Genomic DNA, 20,643 nt, shown 5'->3' with positions numbered 1-20,643 from the left:
GCCTGCCCTTCACCACCATTTGTAGCTGTTGCGCTCCAGCTTCTTCTGATCCGAGTTCTTTTCATGATCGCGTTTTCCGAAAAATTCGTCTTCTCTCGCGATCGTTGGGTCATACCAGTCCGCTTTGGCTTTCGCCCATTCCACCCACTTCATCGACTTGGGATCGAGGTTTCCGGATGCCTCCACTGCGGCAATATAACGCCTTATTTTGCAGGCGGTATCGTAGTCCTCCGAAAGATTTTCCAAAGCGAGCGTTTGCTCCACTTCAGCATTAAAGCGTTGTCTTCGCTCCTCTTTTCGCCGCTCTTCTTCCTGGCGTTTACGTTCAGCTTCCTCGCGGGCCTCGCGCTTTTGTCGGCGAATATCGGAAGCTTCGTAAAACGCAATCATGATATCGCCAAGGCGATCTTCGATGACGTATGATTTGCAATCGCGAAAGTTTTTTGCGGCATATATTGAAAAGCTGATTCGGCCATTGTAAACATAGTCATACTTTCTGATTTTTGGCTTTGACGCCCATGAACTGCGGCGCTTGTCTTCCTCATATTTCAGAAGCTGCATATTTTCTTCTTTCGTGGGAATATGCTTGACCTCGTCTTGCGCTTCTGAAACCGATATAGAGACAGTTTCCCCGTTGACTATAAATTTAAGATCGCTGGTAAGCGAACATCCTAACGGCTCCATGGCTTTGATTAGCGCATCAATTATATGTAACACCCGAGGTAATGTTTCTTCGGACACCGTGTCGGCAAGAAAGAGAGGAGAATCCTTGGCACGCCGATTGAAGCCTATTGCTTCTTGTTCTTTGCGTTTTTTTTTCCATTCCATGACTTCTTTGCGATGAGCAACAATTGTTGGGTGCATCTTCGCGTTTTCGTTAGGTATCCTGATTTGTGTTGCAGTGGAAAGCACGACTGTTCTCTCTTTCTCATTCAGAAATGCGAGAGTCTCTTTTTCAATCTGAGGTGTATACTCAGTTCCGGTTCTTACGCCTGATTTCTTAGCGGGCTTGCTGCTTATCGGGAGTGGTATTGGATTAACCAGTTTACCCGCACGAAGCTTGGCCCAGTATCCGACCGGAGGTGTGGGAATATCAAAGGACTGGCAGACTTTACGGATCGCAACATCCGAGACACCATATCTTTTCGCTACTTCGGTTACCGGCACCATCCATACTTCTTTGTACAAGGTTTCTCTGTCATAAATATTGTAGGTTTGTCCAGATTGCTCGTACGTTTCAGGTTGTCCGACCGTTTGAGTAGATTCGCTGGTATCGTCTACTGAAACGGACGGTGTCTGTTCCTCGACTAGTAACACAGAAGATTCAAGCGTTGGTGAAGATTCGCCGACAGCTGTTTCCATCTCCGCTCTAACGGAATCCTTTTCAGAAATCGCTCGATGTTTCTTTTTACGAGCGGCCGGTACGGTTCTGTAAATGAAAATCCTCTCATCCGCCGGTTCCGGTAGTTCCAGTTTGGTTACAGGCTTGTTGAAATTGAGCTTGGTCCAGTATCCGGACGGAGGAATCGGAATGCCAGCTTCCTTAATCTGTTTCATTAGATGAGCATAGGGAAGATTATATTTTTTGGCTACTCCGGCGACAGACATTTCCCAGATTTCATCGTATAATTGCTTACGTGTTATTACGATCTCCGAATGCTCTGGCACAGCGTTCACCTCCTTCCCTTCCTTGGATAAGCTCTTTGCAACAGTAGAAATGCGAGCCTTTGGCTCAGACATGACCTCCTGTTCTATTTGCATGGCTTGTTGATTTTCTTCTTCCGCATCAGCAGTACCCGCCGCAGCACTTTCTTTTAGCGGTTCATTCACTGTCTGTGGTGCGAGAATAGCGTCAAATTGTTTGATTCCCCCTATCCCTCGTTTTCGCTTAATAGAAAAACCAGGTCCCGTTTCATTTCCTCGAATTGATTAATAATCGTATTCAAATTTTTCTCGATATTCTCGACCTGGACAGCATTGATTTTTCCGTGGTTATAAGCAATGAGACGTTCCGGCACGATGGTATAGGACCAACTTTCTCTGTAGCGGTCTTCGTTGCGGACCGCAAAACCGATGGGCAACAAGTCGTTGCGCATGCCGAGTGTCAGCATGTTCGGGGATATACCCAAATAATCTGCAGCGATTTTTATTGTGATTTTGGGGATATTTCTGATCTCTTCATCCGAATACTTCACCATACGTTTCACCTCCTTGATCCGGTTCCGACGTCACAATCAGACTGGCGACAATCTATAGAAAGATATTGGTCTTCGGTATACCATAAACTTTCTCGTACAATATTTCCGAAATTCGAAAATTCTTATTCATCAACCACGAGAAGAATACCTAGCATCGGTCATGTCTGTGTATCCAGATGAGTTTGGCTTTGCTGAGAATCGTCTTGGAAGCTTCTCCTATCGAGAAAAAGATATGAAGTTCTCCATATATGACCTAAATAAGTGGGAGTCGCGAAAAGCCGCGCATTATGTTCTTAATTTAGTCTTTAATCCTCAAAATATAATCTATCGAGATATTCAGGATTTTGTCTATTCACTAGTCGAGAAAGAGGTTATCTTTAAAGTATAGTCACAAGACATCGGGCCAATCTGGCCCGATGCTACTTTTGCACAGGGACGCACCATTTGCAGTGGGTTTGTTTATTTATATACTGGCTTCTTTGGACAGGGTTATATATTTTTGAAGGATGTTCATGAGCAACAATATATTCAGGTTTTAACCTTTCTGAAATCCAGCATGCAGAGTTACTGTCATGAGGATCATAGTGTTCAGATATATCGTCTATTTGCCATTGAGGCAATAATTCTAGCGGGACATCACAAACAAAAATAGTGGGGATTCCGGTACTGGATAGCATATCGTGATATTTCCCATATATGTCTTTATCTAATTGTGCAGCAATTGCGGCAAGGTATTCACTCCCCCAACATAAATAGTGTCCGCTTTCGCCCAGGAGTTCTTTTTTAAACAAGCTGAAATAGACATGCTTGGAATCGGAAGGTTGCAGTGTAGGGTCGTAATCCATAACTGTGTTTACTGATATTCCAAATGTGGCAGTGGCAATTTGACGCATTTCCTCTACATTAAAAGGCTTTATGCCCTCTGAAAAGTAGCTTTCCATATCAATAGGACGACAGGCATGATACGCACGAATATGCGTGTAATGTCCAAGGTCAATCCCTTGTTTCTTATTCCCTTTATCATCAGGTACAAATACTTTTTTGTTATTCTCCATCATTCTAACTCCTTCGGCACGTTGCCTGACGGCTCGTGCCATTTTTTGGGGCATGATCTTCTACCGGTAAAGTCAATTCTCATATTCCAACAGAAAAAAACGATCTCAGCTACTTCCAGTCACTTTTGAAGTGAAAGAGCGTATTCCTCCGTATTGTTGAGCAAATCGATTTTTTGCTGCAGTTTGACTACGAAGCTCAAGAAGTCGGTGCTTTTCTTATTTTCCAATTTGAATGAGTTGATGATATTTTTGATGGTTTCGTTTTGCTCGGAGGTTAATTCATCTATAATTAAAATGATCCTTAAATTAGAACGGAATGCCTTGTCCAGCAAGCTGTGAAGATTGTATGAAATGTTCTGTTCTTTGATTTCGGGGTCCAGTTCGTGCATCCACGTCGCTGCTTTGGACATGATCGAATCATCCTCGTTGATGTATTTGATGATTTTTCCGGACCACTTATGAATTGTATCTTCTCTGATTTTCGTGTCTGTAGCAATGCTAAAAGTGGATGCAAACCGCATTAGCTGCGGGATAATGTGTCCATTTAGATGCTCGAATTTTTCCAAACGTGTTTTTTTGTATCGTCCATAACATTCGTATTCAATTAAGTTAACTTGAATGGGCATCGTTTTATTATCGGGAATGAAGCGGACGAGCACTGCATCTGGGTAACCGCTGATCCCAGCGATCATTTTGTTATTAGCATCTTTTTTAGGGGCAGTCATAAACATTCTGTTTTGTGGGATAAGCACGGACCGATGCTCGGAAAAATCATCGAATAAATGATAAAAGTTAGCGTTGACCAGCGGCTCCAGTCCTTTGATTTTGTCTGTTTCATTCTCAAATTTGACCGTGACATAGGTGCTCGTGATGTTGATTTTAACATCGGGAACAGTGTTCAAGACTTCTTGGTAATTTTCTTCAGTCACCTCATCCGTGGACCACTCTTCAGCATCAGAAGGGTTACCGTTGCAGTTAATCGTAAAAGGCTGTTCGAATTTGAACAGATCATTGGTTCGATTTTGTTCAAAGCCAGTCTGAAGCAACTGCAGAGCCGTCTCATCGGTTATGGTTTTTGCGGATTGCACATATTTGAGGCTCCAATACTTTCCACCGGCTTGCTCCAGAATGCTGATGTCAAACGGTTGGCAGTATTCGATTTCGCAAAGAGTGAAACATTGAGGATATTGATCGCTGTCTTTCCAAGGCCGAAAATCGGTAGGTTCTTTTAGTTTACCGCGAGCTCCGCATAGTGATTTATTTCCTACTTTCACTACAATATAGACCCGGTCATTCACGTTAGCGACTCTTTTCGTAAAGCCGGCTACTTGTTGATTGACGCATGTATAATAATTTTCCAAAGAAGTTCCACAATGTAAGATACGCTCTCCCATGTCCATCATCCTTATCTTATGATTAAATTACCAATTTCGACATGGTTAGTAAAAATCCTTTCTGGTGTAGTAACTGAAAGAGAGAAGGGTTTGTTATGCATAGAAATATACCTATTGAAGTTTAGAAAAATATTAAGAAAGAGGATGGTACAATGCTAAAATCATTTGATATACCAGATACTGATTTTGATGGTTTACGTCTTTTGTTAGAACAGTTGACCTCTGATAAGGTCGAAGTACAAAATTATTTAGGTGGAAGGTCGCTAAGAAAAGTTGAAATCAATTCTGCCGAAGGAAAAGTTAGACTAGACTTACGTTCAGAGCTTTATTTCCATTAAGGTGTCTATTATCAAAGCCTGATTATTGGTGTTATTGCATTGGCCCCTGAGCGGATGGGGATTGGGACAATAGTGATCGAATGGTTAAAAAATTATGCCAGAAGCAAAGGTTTTGAACGAATTTGTATCGAAAATGCTAACACGGAGGCGAGTATTGGATTGGCAAGGAAAATGGGTTTCATTAATGTCCCTAGTAGTCCAATTATTCAAGAGGTTCTCAAAATAGAGGCGTCGCCTGATTATCATTTACTGCTAGTAAGATCATAATTACTTTTTATAGTATATTTTAGATCTAAAAAGTACCCCCAACTTCGAGAGAGTTGGGGGAGTTAATGCTTACATTGATCATTTCTGTAATATTCCGATACTCGTAACAAATTATTGGCTAACCTAGAACTTGGTTTCGGTTGATCACTCCCATTTCGAATTGATTTACAGCATCATTCTATGGTTAGATACCTAGACCGTATCCGGCGAATGCCTATAGTCAAACGCCCTTTTTACCATTTTTGATACAAAGCCAGATTCGCAGGACTTTGGAGTTCTTCGAAAACTCCGCACGGATGGCCTGTTACAGAAAAACAAAGAAGAACCCCAAGCGAAAAGGGCAAGGGGTTATAAAGCAGGTGATTTGCTTTGATTCTAATTTATGAACAAATGCTTGCACATGTTACAGAAAACGAAAAGTCGCTGCTGTTCGAAATCCATATTTCCAATTCGGATATTACGATTTCGAGATGAAAATAAATAAGGAAAGTTTTGTAACTCCATTCTCGCAAAAGCTGGAATCTTCTAGTATAATATGTCTATAAAGCGAGGATTAGACAGGAATTTGGACTATATCTTCCCGCTTGTTATTAGGACAAAGGTCCGTTTTTCGGTCGAAACTGTGCTTCTATTGCTTATCTTAATGAAGGACTTGAAAAGAGGGAGGGATTTTGATGTCGAATCTATGTTAGGTAGTAGCACCTGGTGGCTGTTAAATGACATTATAGTGGTCAGGTGAGGGATTCGATCATCGCCATGGACGAATGGGTTATGAAGTAATCTCCGATTGGTTGTCCAAATAAATATGAGCTGAAGGAAAAATGGCAAACCCGCTCGAAAGACGGGGACGCAAAGCCACGGGTCTGCGGCCGTAAGGCTATGATCGCCGGGTTACCCTAAAAGGCAGGCTTCTGGAGAAAAGGCACGTTAGGGTACGTGTCTTTTTTGTCGTCTATGTCCGATTCCGAATAAGCCGAGGAACCTCATCGAGGGAGGGAACTGAAGTGGTGCTTGTATTGTCATTATTGTTGATGACCGCCATTCTGCTATTCACCAATCCGAGAAGCGAGCCAAATCGTTGGGCCGGTTCAGTCGCTTTTTTCTCTGTACTTGGAGAGTTGACTATCGCCATAGATGAGAAGATAATTCCCGCAATTGTCCCTTTGGCAAACGATTCAATTATAGCCGGACTGGAATGGGTAAAAGAGTTTTTTTACTTCTTAGCCTTGTACATGCCTCCTTATTCGTTGTTGATGTTCAGCTTGAGCTATGCGGGATGGTTTCAACGGCGAAAGGGTTGGAAGCGCTCCACAATCGTTGGGGCACTGATCCCGGTTCTGATCATGTTTCTTCTACCTTCAGAGGCTTCACGTGATACACATCCGATACCGCTCTGGGCGATGATTTATTACGCTACCGCAGCAGTGCCATGCTTGAGGTTGGCATACCGTGAAGTTGATGAGAGGATCAGACAGCAACACCGTGTGGTCTGTTGGATTGTTGTACCGTCGATCAGTTTTGTACTGCTTTTCGATTATATTCTGCCTTTGCTCCGATTCTATCCGCCCTTTGATACCAAACGTGCTGTTTTAACGGCAGTATGCATTTGCTTTTATGTATTTGTTGTTCGTTACGGTGTATTGGGTGTCCGAATCCGATTGGAATCTACACCCCAAGAACCATATGGGAACACTCCGCTTATATTTCAATTCTATCATGCTTTAAAAAGTGAACTGGGAAAAATACAGGTCGCAGCCAGACGTATATTTAATCTTGCCCAACAAACCGAGCAACAGGAATTGTATCGGGACACATCTCATCTAATCGATGCAACCGAGCGGATAATAGCAATAGCTTTCCGTTTTCGTCATTCATCACAACAGTTGGTATTATACGAGCAGTCATGTATTATAAATGAACTCGTTGAGCAACTATTGGATAGCTTGGCGGGAGAATTTTGCAGCAAGAATCTTAAAGTCCGAAAAAAATTGGATGAATCGATTGTTTTGTATTGTGATTCTGTTCACGTGCAACAAGTCATGAAGAACCTCTTCTATAATGCCATTGAAGCGATGTCCGAAGGAGGGTGTCTGACTATAACGTCTAATCTCTCGCAAGAAACGATGGATATTACCGTTCGTGATTCCGGTTGCGGCATCGCTCCGGAAGCCATGCCATATATATTTGAACCTCACTTTACAACCAAATCGAACGAAGGGAATGATGGATTGGGGTTATTCTACAGTCATGAAGTCATGCGACACCATCAGGGGTCCATCGAGGTACAAAGTCTAATCGGAATCGGTACGTCATTTACGCTTCATTTTCCCATCCAAAGAGTCATTCGTCATTCACCGTCATTGAACCGATGGGAGGGAGACCATGAGCAAGATCAAAGTACTATTGGTGGAAGACGATCCGGTGTGGAACGAATATATATCCGAAACGGTGAATCGGGAACAGGATTTGTTTTTGGTCGGAACGGCTCAGACGAAAGTCAATGCAATTCGCATTGTCAGTATGTTAGACATTGATGTGGTGCTATTGGATGTGGTGCTGGATGGGAAAAAGGCAGACGGGCTTGACGCGGCGCTCGAGATTGGCAGCATGAGTAATGCGAAAGTCATCATGCTTACAGTATTAGATCAGGCAGGGATCGTTTCTGAGGCGTTCGGCAACGGTGCTTTCAATTATATTCTCAAGACGGCGCTTGAAGATATTCCGGAGGCTATTCGAGCCGCATATGCGGGCCTATCCTCCATTCATGCTTCTGCCGCAGGCGTGCTTCGATCCGAGTTTGTACGAATGAAGCAACAAGAAATGCGCCAAAAATTAACGCGAACCGAAGTTGAAATCCTCCGTTTTATTCACAATGGTCATACCCGTTCCGCAATTGGGGAACATTTGCATATAACAGAGAGTACTGTCAAAAAACATGTGAACCGAGTGATTCGAAAACTGAAGGTGCACACCGGCAGGGAAGCTGCCAAGAAAGCAAAAATGAAAGGGATATTATAGCGTCCATGTGTATTGATATTGAAAGTCGCGAATAGCACCTAACCATTACAGGTTAGGTGCTATTCTATTTAATTGGCATCTATTTAGGTACAGCACTCTCGTAGAAAACCATCGAAGAACTGAGGCTGTCGTGCGTGCCAATCCGCCAGGGCCTGCGTAGCCAACCGTCGGTTGATTTCTGACGGAACACTTATGCTTTAGTATCTATCTTTTGTCCGCGATACTGATCCTGTATCTCTGACTTGTGCTGCTGATGTACTGTTTCAGTATGTTGGTGATTTGACGATATTTTCTTAGTCCCTCCGTGCATATTTTCCATCCCGCAATTCCTTGGCATTGCTGAACTCGACACACCGTTTACTGCCATAGATATTCCTCCTCAATCAATTTTTGCTACTCGTTTATCGTAGCACTTATTTGTGTCGTTCCTATGTGGATTTAATGTAGTGAAACATATTTATCTTCTTATTGCCGTCAACTGAACCCTCTTTTAATTTCGTTCTATTCTATCAGTGTTACGAATAAAAATAGAGTAGTCATCAAAAACGAAGAGAAGGGGATCAATGATGCAAACCAAATTGAAAGGGATCTGCTTGTCCGTATTTCTAGCTTCTTTCTTTGTCTCATTAAAAGAGGTAGTACCAGCGTCGCTGATACTACCAGCAAACGTATGGGTTAACTGGGAATTTATTAATAACCTGATTATATTCAAGCTGCGCATCAGTGATCGCCAGCTTTGAATAGACTTCCAGCGATTTTTGACTTTCATGGCCGGATTATGGCTGAATCAACGCATCGTCGATTCCTTGCTTCTTCTGTCAGGTTAGCAAGAAGTGGCGGAGCTTGTGTGGTGATAAATTCTGAGTCAGTCCGGCTTCCTCGGAATACTTGGCCAAAATCTTTCGGATTCCCCGATCCGTGTATTTTTTCTTCCAGAAGGACTCAAATAAATACACAGCCTGTTTCTTTCTCATCGAATCTACATGCATGGCCAGCAGTTCTTTGAAGGACTGAGGGAAAGGAACAATCCGATCTTTGCTCCCTTTCCCTTTGTTAATCCGGATCTGGCAGTAATTAAAATCGATATCCGTCAGTTTTATATGGATTAATTCACTGACGCGGATGCCGGTATACATCAAGGTTTTCACGATCACCATATCCTGAAAATTCTTTGCCTTCCAGACGACCTCATAGTATCGTTTTAAATCTTCTTCGGTCGGGACATAGGGCAATTTTTTTGAAGCTTTCGGCACTTCGATTTCAAGCCTATCTCTGAGGTGATGAAACAGTCTTTTAAGGTAAGCATAGTCAGGCCGTTCTGCCCGCAGGTATTTTGCCAATTCGCGGGCTTTCTTTTTTGCAGATACACGTTTTTCAATCATGCCAATTCACCTTCTAACGGAATTCGTTCCTTCATGTCCAGACGGAATATGCCATACGGATTCACGTGGGTATTAATTAACGGAGTTAAAGCCCGTGAATCTTCTGGAGTCATCAGGTCAAACCATTCTCCGATAACACATTTTGAAACATGATGGTATTGATGTACATCAGACAATTTTGTAACAGATGCAAGGATAATACGGCCATTTCCTGATCTTCCATGCGATTCGTGGCAATTTCTCCACCTTTTCCATAGAAAATAAAGCTGTTGGCCGAGTTCCAATTCTCTACGACATTTAATCCCTCGTTGATTTCGCGGCGCAACTCCTCGGAGTTTAAATAGTTACAGAGGAAGATGGTTATTTAGGTTGCTTCAGGTTATTCCTGGTGAATCGTTTCAGGATGGCTTCAGTCTCTGCAGTACCCAAGCGTAAAGTCGTCGCATATTTCATCATTTGGTCATACTGCTGCCGGATCAGCTTCCAGTTGATCGGACGTGTCAGCACCGTTTGTAGATGAGGGTAAGCATCTGTCATTCCTGCCTCCGCACGATACAGCTTTTGGGAGTGGATCGCTTTTAATCGCGGCATGAGCTGAAAACCCAACAAATTGCAAAAAGCAAAAGCGACTTCACTTTGGCCGTGAGAATCCTCATAGTTTTTCTCTAGTTCCATATCGGTACAGTGTCGAAGCAGCCCTTAGATCATAGCTGCAATCTCGGAAGAAGAACATGATTTGAGCTGAGAGTAGATGTAAGTAGAGTTTTTCTCGACATGCCAGTAAATCATCACGCCGCGGCCACGATACCGAACATGCCACTCTGTCATCAGATTCTGATACCAGGCCCCGAACTTCTTGGAGTCGGAGGCGCAAGAAGTTGTTCCTTCTCCCCATATATCCTGCATCCGTACCCGAAAGATCGCATTGAACACTTCAGCAATGACATTGCGCAGGTTGTCTTTGTGAATAAACTTGCGCCGCACATAAAGCAGATCCTTATAGCTCTCACCATGATCACCGGTACTGACCCGTTTTAAGCCATTATTGGTTCCTAAACCGTAAAGAGAAAGAATCAAGCGTTTCTGCAGCGTCTCCCGATCCAAAATCTCGCGGTTGGCCACCGTCTTGAATTATTCCGTAAATGAAACACGCAAATCTGTCTCCTTAAATATGTCCAGCAGGCTGGTCATCGGCCAGCGACGTGCAATTTCAACTTTTACTCGTGCTAAATGGGTCGGTTCTGGCTGCGGCTCCAAAGGGAAGACAGAGATCCAGCCGTTTCCCTTTTCTGTAATTCGCACTTTGGGGTTCTTGGGCATGCCATCATTCAGCTTTTCGAGTCCTTGAATCATCACTTGTTTCAGTGCAGCAATAAACGAATCCGCAGCTAAGGGCTGATTCAGTGCCTTGTAGTTTTCTTCGCGACGTTCTTCGAAATCGGACGGAAGATCTTCATCCGGATTCCGGTACCGATTAGCTCCAGGTACCCAGATTTCTTTGCAACGCAATTTATCCCGCAGCATCTATAAAGCGCTGATCTCGTAATTGATTCGGTTCATCAGTTCCTGTCCTTTGTCGTCTTTTTCGATAAGGATATCTTTGTATGCGGTACGGATGACACCATCGATCGGAATGTCATTAGATAAAGGGAAATAATGCAGACCGGAGTCTGCGTACTTTTTGATCAACTCCAATGCACGTATAACAGGTTGGTGAACCTCATTATTGGAACGAAAATTAAGAATGCAGAGAATTTCCGGAACCATCCGACGGTAATGGCTGCCATAGGAGGCCCGGATGACGGTATGGATTTTTTCGCGGTAAGCTGGACCGGTATGTTTAAATTCTTTCACCAGATCCTTTAAAGTTTGCTCGTAGACGACCGGGTACAACACGTCTTTGATGATGCCATCAAGATGGCTGATCGCGGTTTGCGCCAGATTAAACAAGATCCCGTATTTGTTACTGACTCTTCGTAAATCCTTCAGACTTTCCTTTTCTACCTTGCATTCTGCACCAACCCCGATACGATGAATGATCTGAATAAGGAGATCGACCAGGTTGTCCGATATTTCCATGCTGCGGAGCCAAAAGAAAGCCGCTAGTAGCATGTATCGAATCGGCGCAGGATGACGGCGCAACTCCCGAATATCCTCAGTGGACACACGCTGCCGATATTTCTTCAGCACTTTAGGAGGAATATCCTTAAACAAATCGACCGGAAGTTCTAAATTTCGAATCGTGCGAAGCTTATTGATTTCTTTTAACACACTCTCAAGTCCTGCTCGTCCAGATCAGCTTTCAATTCATGAAACGATAACTGTCCATGCTCTTCTCCGGAAGCCTCTTCGTCATCGGTTCCCAAATAAGCGATGCGATCAATCAAAGAGTCTAGCTTGGTCAGGGGTGAGGAATGCAGTTTTTGATAGGTCGTTTGGAAGAAACTTTCTTCGTGGCGGATCGAATGAGCCGTTCGATGCGCTCTGGGGTAGGAGGTGCGATTTTCAGCTCACGAAATCGACTGTAGACATGTTCCTTTAGGTGTTCAATATCATGATCATGATGCAGGACATGTTGGCCTAACCATGTCGTCATTTCCTCTACGTCCTCTATCGTATCCTCACGGAAGCCAAAGAACTTGCGGATCTGTGTCCGATGATACGTGATAGAGGCCCCTGACCAATCGTACCTGGCATACAGTTCCGAATCGGAAAAAATCTGTTTGGCAATGTAGGCAATCACAGCTTTGGGGACCTCGAACTTGTGCGTCGGAAAACGGGCTTCATTTTGAAAAAACTTCAATAACACAGCAAATCCAATCCTGGTTTCCCCCGTTTTATTTTCTATCAACTTCATTTCGTTCGGGAGTATGGTGAAATGCTCAATCAACTCATCCAGTTCCCAATTTCGTTTCATGATATCCCCTCCGGATAAAGTTCCTATAATGGTCAGTATCGGAACAATCAAAATGAAGTTAGTGTATCTTGCCTTCTATAATTAGGCAAATCATCGATTGATCACAACGAAGTTCCGATACCAAAAAGATTTTCGGAACTTGAATATTTTAGACATTTCTGCGAAATAATCAAATCAGTATTTGAATAATTGAAAAAGTGTTGTATGATAATAATCAAACAAATATTTGATTGAGGTGGTTCCGTGGAACATGTAGATACTTGCGAGATCTTTTGTTTTGACGAGCATAAGGTCAATCGGGTAAAAGAAAAGCTAAATAGACATAATTTTAAAGATATGACCCAAATCTTTAAGGTTCTCGCTGATCATACGCGGCTGAAAGTGGCCTATGCGCTTTGCGATGAGGATGAACTTTGTGTTTGTGATGTAGCCAATATTATCGGCTCCACCATGGCAACAGCTTCCCATCATTTACGGCTGCTGCGAAATATGGGCATAGCCAAGTACCGCAAAGAAGGGAAGCTTGTTTTCTACTCACTGGAAGACGAGCAGCTCAAACAAATGATCAGGCTCGCCATGAAGCATCAGAAGGAGGTTGTTGGCGTTGAGTAGAGTATCGGAATCTTCAGATCGTAAACACGTATACCGCGTTGAAGGATTTACATGTGCGAATTGTGCCGGAAAGTTTGAGAACAATGTAAAGCAGCTACCCGGGGTTCAAGATGCGAAGGTGAATTTTGGTGCGTCTAAAATCGCCGTTTACGGCGATGCAACGGTTGAAGAACTGGAGAAAGCTGGGGCATTTGAGAATTTGAAAGTCGTCCCGGAAAAGCCTGTACGTGCGGCAAACCCGATTGTGACCGAGGGCAAACAAGTATTCAATGTTCAGGGATTTACATGCGCGAATTGTGCCGGAAAGTTTGAGAATAATGTTAAACAGATTCCTGGCGTTCGAGATGCCAAAGTGAATTTTGGAGCTTCGAAAATTGCCGTTTATGGCAATGCAACAATTGAAGAACTGGAGAAAGCCGGCGCCTTTGAGAATCTGAAAGTAACCCCGGAAAAAGCCGAACGGGGAGCTGCCCAAGAAGTTAAAAAGGAAGTCAAAGAGCCATTTTATAAAAAGCACAGCACGTTATTGAATGCAGCTTTACTGATGGTGTTCGGTTACCTTTCCCAGTATGTAAATGGTGAAGAAAACCTGGTTACTTCCTTGCTATTTGCAGCCTCGATCATCATCGGTGGATTCTCACTCTTTAAAGTTGGCTTTCAGAACTTATTGCGATTTGAATTTGACATGAAAACCCTGATGACCGTAGCCATTATCGGCGCGGCGATCATTGGGGAATGGGCGGAAGGCGCAATTGTCGTTATTTTGTTCGCTATTAGTGAGGCCCTGGAACGATTCTCGATGGATCGGGCAAGACAATCGATTCGTTCCTTAATGGACATCGCACCAAAAGAAGCACTGGTCCGACGCAACGGGCAAGAAATAATGATTCATGTGGATGACATAGCGGTAGGCGACATCATGATCGTGAAACCCGGTCAAAAGATCGCTATGGACGGTGTGGTTGTCAGTGGCTACTCTGCCGTTAATCAGGCAGCGATTACCGGTGAGTCCGTGCCAGTTGAAAAATCGGTTGATGACGATGTCTTTGCCGGTACGTTAAATGAAGAAGGTTTGCTTGAAGTAAAGGTAACGAAGCTTGTGGATGATACCACTATTGCAAAGATTATTCACCTGGTTGAGGAAGCACAGGGTGAACGCGCACCTTCGCAAGCCTTTGTTGATAAATTTGCAAAGTATTACACACCCATCATCATGATCGTGGCCGCTTTAGTCGCAATCGTTCCGCCGCTTTTATTTGATGGAAGCTGGGCTGCTTGGATTTATCAAGGGTTATCTGTACTTGTCGTGGGTTGTCCGTGTGCACTCGTTATTTCGACGCCAATTTCCATCGTATCGGCTATCGGAAATGCGGCGAAAAAAGGCGTCCTTATCAAAGGCGGCGTTTACCTCGAAGAAATGGGGGCCTTAAAGGCCATTGCGTTTGATAAAACCGGAACCCTGACAAAAGGCGTCCCTGTAGTAACGGATTACAACGTATTTAGCAAGGAGACCAATGCGTCGGAATTGTTGTCCGTCATTACTGCATTAGAGTATCGTTCCCAACATCCGCTTGCCTCAGCCATCATGAGAAAAGCGGAGGAAGAGGACATTTCGTATTCGGATATCAAGGTTGAAGATTTTTCGTCCATTACAGGGAAAGGGATCAAAGGTATTGTCAACGGAACGACCTTTTACATTGGAAATCCGAAACTCTTTAAGGAAATGCCAACCGCTCTTTTCAGCAGCGAGCAGGAGCAGTTGGTCACTAGTCTACAGAACCAAGGCAAGACGGCCATGGTTGTCGGAACGGATCGTGCCATTCTCGCAGTAATCGCGGTAGCGGATGAAGTTCGCGAGTCAAGTAAAGAGGTTATTCAAAAGTTGCATCAGCTTGGCATCAAAAAAACGATCATGCTTACCGGTGACAACAAAGGTACGGCCAAGGCCATCGGCGGACAAGTTGGCGTATCGGATGTTCAGGCAGAACTGCTGCCGCAGGATAAATTAGACTTTATTAAACAACTGAGATCCGATTACGGGAACGTAGCAATGGTTGGGGATGGTGTCAATGATGCCCCGGCGCTGGCAGCTTCCACGGTTGGCATCGCCATGGGCGGAGCCGGTACGGACACGGCGCTGGAAACGGCAGACGTGGCTTTGATGGGTGACGATTTAAGAAAACTGCCTTTCGCGATAAAACTAAGCCGAAATGCACTTCGCATCATCAAACAAAATATCACCTTTGCACTTGCAATTAAGTTGATTGCTTTGCTACTCGTTATTCCGGGCTGGCTCACGCTGTGGATTGCCATCCTTTCCGATATGGGGGCAACGCTCCTGGTTGCATTAAACGGTTTACGACTCATGCGCACGAAAGAATAAAAAGTAAAGGGCTGCTGCGAGTCTTAATGGGCAGCCCCATTTTTCTGTTAAAACGTAACTGTGAATGGCTGGCGTTTTGTTTGGCCATTCTCACATATTGTTATGTTAATAGTCTTCGTCTATTAAAGGTAAAGGAACGTAGTCGAATATGAATAATCATTGGAATAAAGTGATCTTTCGATTTTGGGCACCCTTCTATGATTACCTCTTTAATTCGGGGCCTTTTCTAAAGGCTCGGAAAAAGATTTTTGAGAGTCTCGAAATTAAGCCTAAAAGCAAAATTCTTTTTGTGGGTGTCGGTACCGGAGCAGACCTGAGATTCATTATGGGCAAGGATGTTTCTGTAACAGCAATCGACCTTTCACCCGAAATGCTTGATCGAGCCAAGAAAAAATATGACTCCCCAAACATTAAGTTCATGGAGATGGATGCGGAAGATTTGACCTTTTCACCTGAATCATTTGATATGGTCATTGCAAACCTGATCTTATCCGTCGTCCCCAATCCGGATCTATGTTTTCAAGAAATGATTCGGGTTACGCGAACAGGGGGACGTATAGTTATCTTCGATAAATTTGCCCCACCATCCGAGGATTTGTCTTTAATAAAAAAAATCGTACGTCCTGTTATAGCAATTATGGGTACCGATATCGGCCGTCATTTTGAACCAATTATCATGCCGTACAAAAACCATTTTCGAGTGGAGGAAGATGCTTCAGCCCTGTTTAACGGCATGTATCGAAAAAAAGTACTTCGCAAAATTTGATCCGTATTTTTTCCAAACGTTTGCGGGTGGTGTCAGCGACGCTGGTACACCCCTAAAAGCCATTCCCGCGTACATTGAACTAAACGGATCTAAGGCGCCTACCTTACCAGAAAAAGGTCAGGTTCAGATGGTAATGGAAGAGAAGACTAACATACATAGATCAAGCAAGACAACAAAAGTAGAGAAGCCGAAACTAATATCTTCCGTGAAAAATCCAGTGGTATCCCCAGTTGCAAAAAAGATGGTTCAAAATAGAGAGGCAGTACAATCGGAACAACCTCGAGTTCTGATTTACCATACCCATAATCGTGAATCTTGGCTGCCGGAACTTCAAGGCAAAACCGCTCCCAATGAGGCCTTCGAATCCAAAATAAACGTTACTTTATTGGGAAAGGATCTATCCAAAAAATTAAAGGCAAAAGGAGTGAGTGTGGTCCAATCTGCTGATGATTATCCTAGTAAAATAAGTAATTTCGAGTACGTAAAATCGTACACCTATTCCAAGGCTACATTGAGCAAGGAGCTCTCTAAACATAAATCCATAGAATATGTATTTGATATACATCGAGATTCGGAATCAAGAAATAAAACAACCATTCTGTACAACAATGTGAATTACGCTAAGTTATATTTTGTTGTCGGACGGGATAATCCCAATTGGAAACAAACCAAAAACTTTGCAACTCGGTTACAGAATAAATTAAACGAAAAAATACCTGGAATCTCCAAGGTCATTTACCAAAAGGATCATTCCAGCGGGAATGGTCAATATAATCAATCGCTTGCCGAGTTTAGCGCACTCATTGAAATCGGCGGTGTAGAAAACGTATTAGAAGAAAATTATCGGACGATATCGATTTTGGCAGATGTGATTCATGAAATTTGGCATGAAGATCATAATTCGGCCATTTAATAAACATGATTTGATAATGCCCTATTAACCGCGGGCCGAAAGGATAAGCTTTATGTAAATATTTTGAATATGAGGACTTTCTGGTTCAAAGTTTGATACATTCTTAGGCCAAGAAACTCCTGCCGAAATGGCAGGAGTTTTTTGCTTATAGTTTCAATAATTTGGCATTGATGGCTACAATGACGGTGCTTAAAGACATCAGGATGGCGCCGATCGCGGGGTCCAGAATAATTCCAAACGGCATTAGGACGCCTGCAGCAAGCGGGATGGCAACGATGTTATAACCTGTCGCCCACCATAAGTTTTGCATCATTTTGCGATAGGTCACTCTGGAAAGCTTAATGATATTGACGACATCTTGCGGATTGCTCTTGATAAGTACGACGTCAGCTGTCTCAATCGCCACATCAGTGCCCGCACCGATCGCGATCCCTAAATCTGCCTTGGCAAGCGCTGGAGCATCGTTAACTCCATCTCCGGTCATCGCTGTACGCAAACCTTCTTTTGTTTGAATCTGGTCGATTTTATCCGACTTTTGATGGGGGAGAACTTCGGCGAAGATTTCATCCAAGCCTAGCTGCTTACCGACATATTGGGCTACCTTTTGGTTATCCCCCGTTAACATGATGGATTTAACTTCCATATCTTTCAGTTCCTGAACGGCATCTTTGGCTGTATCTCGGATCATATCTGCCAGTGCGATCATCCCGGCCACTTGACCATCAACGAGGATAAAGACAACGGTTTTCCCCTCTTGCGACCATTGATTAAAGCGTACCTCATCAAACGGAAGGTGCTTCTCCTTTACGTATACAGGACTTACCCCCATAATTTCCTTACCATCCACAACCCCTTGGAGGCCACTACCCGGGAGTGCTTTGAAGTCAGTCACTTCTTTAAGCTGAATCCCTTTTTCCTTTGCAGCTTTTGTAATGCCTCGGGCGATTGGATGCTCGGAATGTGTCTCTACGCTCGCTGCATTGGTAAGAAGTTCCGTCTCGGAAGATACGTTTCCGAGATGGATATTCGTAATCCCGAATTCCCCTTTGGTTAAAGTTCCTGTTTTATCGAACACAATGGCTTGGATATTCCGTGCACCTTCAAATGCGGTTCGGTTGCGAATCAAGAGCCCGTTCTTCGCGGCAAGCGATGTCGAAGTTGCAATAACAAGCGGAGCGGCGAGCCCTAACGCATGTGGACATGCGATTATCAACACGGTAACCATACGTTCCAAAGCAAAGGAGAGCGAATACCCGAGTGCAATCCATGCGGAAAAGGTGAGAATCCCTACCACCAATGCACCGTAAAAGAGCCACTTAGCGGCACGGTTCGCCAGATCCTGTGCTCGGGACTTGGAAGCCTGGGCTTCTTGAACGAGTGCAATCACTTGCGAGAGGTACGTTTCTTTGCCTACGCTCTGAACGGAAATCTTGACAGAGCCCTGACCGTTAATGGAACCACCAATGACTTGGTCGCCAGCTTGTTTTGCATTCGGTACGGATTCGCCGGTCAGCATCGATTCATCAATCAAGGTTTCGCCTTCAGTAATCTGACCGTCGATCGGAACTTTTTCACCCGGTTTCACGAGTACGATATCGCCTTTTTTTAGTTCAGTGACATCGATTTCGATAATCTCGCCGCTTTCTTTTACCAAATGTGCATCGGAAGGCATAAGTTTTGCGAGCTCCTCTAAAGCTTTAGTGGCCCCCATGATGGACTTCATCTCAATCCAATGCCCGAGTAGCATAATGTCGATTAACGTGGCAAGCTCCCAGAAAAAGTCTGTCGTGGTGAGTCCGAAAGTAGAGCTTGTACTGTAAACATACGCAACAACGATGGCGAGACAGATGAGAGTCATCATGCCCGGGTTTTTTACGGAAAGTTCATCCTTAGCCCCTTTAATAAAAGGCCAGCCCCCATAGAAGAAGACAAATGAGGACAAGAGGAACAGAAGGTATGTATCCCCCGGAAATCGCCAGCTTACGCCCATGAACATTTGAATCATTGGGGAAATGATTAGGATCGGAATCGTGATAATTAAGGATATATAGAAACGTTTCTTAAAATCTTCAACCATATGCCCATGATGGCCGGAATGATCATGTCCGCCAGCGTGCATAACATGGTTTCCATGTTGGTGCTCATCATGCTGATGATGATCCTCGTGTCTTACATGCTGATGTTGCTCATGCTCATCATGTTGGTGATGTTGGTGTTCGTTGGGTTCGTGGTGCTGTTCTTTATGTTGATGTTCAGAAGAACGACGGGAATGATCGCTTTGATCATGTTTATGATTGTTATTCATGATCTTGCTCCTTCGCATAATTTGTTATTTTTAAGTATTTAATTTAACCTCTATGTGATATTTTAATCACCACCTTCCCTGTTCTTATTCCAACATGGACATATTGTAGAAGAGGCTATGGCATTCTTAATTTCATCTTATAAAGGACATATACACTATGTAAGAACGGTAACTAAATAATTAAAATCTTGTAACCCTACAAGCAGTAGTATAAATATGGTATATTGATAATGTCAATTTTCGATACGTTCTTATTTTTATAAAAATCATCTGTTTCGACATTTCTAATAGCTTCCGAAAGCCCTCAGTAAGTGATTAAACATTCATATTACATTTTTTGTACTTCTATAAAAATAAGGATTGACAAAATAACAGAAAATAGACTACATTATGTAGGGTTACAAAAAATTAATTTTTGCCGAATTTCTTAACAGAAAACGGGGGAACCAATTTTGGGTGAATTATTCTTTTCGTAAAAAGAATATAGGGAACCTTCTACCGAACCCTCAGCTAACTCCGTAGGCATCGAAGGGAGACTACATATTTGAGAAAATTGATCTTATCGACATTAGGTGCAGCACTTATTTTTTCAGCGAGCGCTACCAGTTCCTTTGCTAGTTCGGCCAAACTTGAAAATGAAGTAGATAAAGTGGTGGGGACTCCTTACTTGTATGGAGGTACAACAGTAGCCGGTTTTGATTGCTCGGGTTTTATTTTATATGTTTTTGATAAGTTCAATTTGGATTTGCCTCGTACGTCAAAAAGCCAGGCAAAAGAGGGAACTCCGGTGGATCAGGACAAACTTCGAACTGGAGATTTGGTATTTTTTAATACGGATGGGAAGGGTATTTCTCATGCAGGCATCTATATCGGCGACAATAAGTTTGCACACTCTTCAAGTAGTAAAGGTGTAAGAATAAGCAGTTTGTCAGAATCTTATTATAAAGAGCGGTATGTTACTGCAAGGCGTGTTGTGAGTGAGCAGAGTTATCTTAAAATGATTGGTCAAGAATAACTATAAAAAGGACAAGCTGTAAGAAATTATCGGCTTGTCCTTATGTTTTGCAAAAATAATCATCCAAGGAGGATGATTAT

Annotated in this window: 16 protein-coding genes, 1 pseudogene and 2 riboswitches; of the genes and pseudogenes, 9 read left to right on the top strand and 8 right to left on the bottom strand. The window is 43.3% G+C overall.

Annotated features, from left to right (window positions below; genetic code table 11):
- Positions 1-9: 9 nt before the first annotated feature.
- The 4 genes from ACZF99_RS19615 to ACZF99_RS19600 form a co-directional block, all read right to left on the bottom strand.
- Positions 10-1,830 carry a hypothetical protein gene (locus ACZF99_RS19615; RefSeq protein WP_127575689.1) on the bottom strand — a complete coding sequence of 607 codons (1,821 nt, stop codon included), beginning with the start codon at positions 1,828-1,830 and terminating at the stop codon, positions 10-12.
- A gap of 41 nt (positions 1,831-1,871) precedes the next feature.
- A complete protein-coding gene (locus ACZF99_RS19610) occupies positions 1,872-2,198 on the bottom strand; it encodes a hypothetical protein (RefSeq protein ID WP_127575688.1) in 327 nt (108 codons plus the stop codon).
- Between the two features lie 419 nt (positions 2,199-2,617).
- On the bottom strand, positions 2,618-3,253 hold the full coding sequence (locus ACZF99_RS19605; protein ID WP_127575687.1) for a hypothetical protein: 636 nt from the start codon (positions 3,251-3,253) through the stop codon (positions 2,618-2,620).
- Positions 3,254-3,372: 119 nt separating this feature from the next.
- On the bottom strand, positions 3,373-4,647 hold the full coding sequence (locus ACZF99_RS19600) for a hypothetical protein (protein WP_127575686.1): 1,275 nt from the start codon (positions 4,645-4,647) through the stop codon (positions 3,373-3,375).
- Positions 4,648-4,799: 152 nt separating this feature from the next.
- Between ACZF99_RS19600 and ACZF99_RS19595 the strand changes: the two genes are divergently transcribed.
- The 4 genes from ACZF99_RS19595 (at position 4,800) to ACZF99_RS19580 (ending at position 8,270) form a co-directional block, all read left to right on the top strand.
- Positions 4,800-4,985 (top strand): hypothetical protein, encoded by a 186-nt coding sequence (locus tag ACZF99_RS19595; protein WP_127575685.1) that lies wholly within the window; start codon positions 4,800-4,802, stop codon positions 4,983-4,985.
- Positions 4,986-5,039: 54 nt separating this feature from the next.
- Positions 5,040-5,252, top strand: a complete 213-nt coding sequence (locus tag ACZF99_RS19590) for a GNAT family N-acetyltransferase (RefSeq protein WP_371859506.1) — start codon at positions 5,040-5,042, stop codon at positions 5,250-5,252.
- An 813-nt stretch (positions 5,253-6,065) separates the two neighbouring features.
- A riboswitch (cyclic di-GMP riboswitch) is annotated at positions 6,066-6,151 on the top strand.
- A 105-nt stretch (positions 6,152-6,256) separates the two neighbouring features.
- Positions 6,257-7,786, top strand: coding sequence for a sensor histidine kinase (locus tag ACZF99_RS19585; RefSeq protein WP_323077443.1), 1,530 nt, complete (start codon positions 6,257-6,259; stop codon positions 7,784-7,786).
- Positions 7,674-8,270 carry a response regulator transcription factor gene (locus ACZF99_RS19580; protein ID WP_323079124.1) on the top strand — a complete coding sequence of 199 codons (597 nt, stop codon included), beginning with the start codon at positions 7,674-7,676 and terminating at the stop codon, positions 8,268-8,270. The genes ACZF99_RS19585 and ACZF99_RS19580 overlap by 113 nt, the downstream gene beginning before the upstream one ends.
- 190 nt (positions 8,271-8,460) lie before the next feature.
- On the opposite strand, the gene ACZF99_RS19575 is transcribed toward ACZF99_RS19580, so the two are convergent.
- The 3 genes and pseudogenes from ACZF99_RS19575 to ACZF99_RS19565 form a co-directional block, all read right to left on the bottom strand.
- The gene (locus ACZF99_RS19575) at positions 8,461-8,637 is read right to left on the bottom strand and encodes a hypothetical protein (protein ID WP_178020448.1); all 177 of its coding nucleotides are present in this window, start codon (positions 8,635-8,637) and stop codon (positions 8,461-8,463) included.
- A gap of 451 nt (positions 8,638-9,088) precedes the next feature.
- On the bottom strand, positions 9,089-9,652 hold the full coding sequence (locus tag ACZF99_RS19570) for a tyrosine-type recombinase/integrase (RefSeq protein ID WP_255315307.1): 564 nt from the start codon (positions 9,650-9,652) through the stop codon (positions 9,089-9,091).
- Positions 9,649-12,569, bottom strand: a pseudogene (locus tag ACZF99_RS19565) (Tn3 family transposase). Before ACZF99_RS19565 ends, ACZF99_RS19570 begins: the two are co-directional and overlap by 4 nt.
- A gap of 243 nt (positions 12,570-12,812) precedes the next feature.
- Between ACZF99_RS19565 and ACZF99_RS19560 the strand changes: the two are divergent.
- The 4 genes from ACZF99_RS19560 (at position 12,813) to spoIIP (ending at position 17,243) form a co-directional block, all read left to right on the top strand.
- Positions 12,813-13,181, top strand: a complete 369-nt coding sequence (locus ACZF99_RS19560) for an ArsR/SmtB family transcription factor (protein WP_127575681.1) — start codon at positions 12,813-12,815, stop codon at positions 13,179-13,181.
- Positions 13,174-15,564 carry a heavy metal translocating P-type ATPase gene (locus ACZF99_RS19555; RefSeq protein WP_127575680.1) on the top strand — a complete coding sequence of 797 codons (2,391 nt, stop codon included), beginning with the start codon at positions 13,174-13,176 and terminating at the stop codon, positions 15,562-15,564. The genes ACZF99_RS19560 and ACZF99_RS19555 overlap by 8 nt, the downstream gene beginning before the upstream one ends.
- Positions 15,565-15,712: 148 nt before the next feature.
- On the top strand, positions 15,713-16,330 hold the full coding sequence (locus ACZF99_RS19550) for a class I SAM-dependent methyltransferase (protein WP_127575679.1): 618 nt from the start codon (positions 15,713-15,715) through the stop codon (positions 16,328-16,330).
- On the top strand, positions 16,275-17,243 hold the full coding sequence (gene spoIIP / locus ACZF99_RS19545) for a stage II sporulation protein P (RefSeq protein ID WP_178020446.1): 969 nt from the start codon (positions 16,275-16,277) through the stop codon (positions 17,241-17,243). Before ACZF99_RS19550 ends, spoIIP begins: the two co-directional genes overlap by 56 nt.
- 145 nt (positions 17,244-17,388) lie before the next feature.
- Here spoIIP and ACZF99_RS19540 read toward each other — a convergent pair whose 3' ends face one another.
- A complete protein-coding gene (locus ACZF99_RS19540) occupies positions 17,389-19,548 on the bottom strand; it encodes a copper-translocating P-type ATPase (protein ID WP_323077439.1) in 2,160 nt (719 codons plus the stop codon).
- Between the two features lie 406 nt (positions 19,549-19,954).
- Positions 19,955-20,088, top strand: a riboswitch (cyclic di-AMP (ydaO/yuaA leader).
- Positions 20,089-20,092: 4 nt separating this feature from the next.
- Between ACZF99_RS19540 and ACZF99_RS19535 the strand changes: the two genes are divergently transcribed.
- Positions 20,093-20,563, top strand: coding sequence for a C40 family peptidase (locus ACZF99_RS19535; RefSeq protein WP_127575676.1), 471 nt, complete (start codon positions 20,093-20,095; stop codon positions 20,561-20,563).
- Positions 20,564-20,643 lie beyond the last annotated feature (80 nt).

This window comes from Paenibacillus sp. JL3B1040, assembly GCF_057063165.1.
Note: the sequence above shows the minus strand (reverse complement) of the source record. Positions and strands in the feature narration are given on the sequence as shown.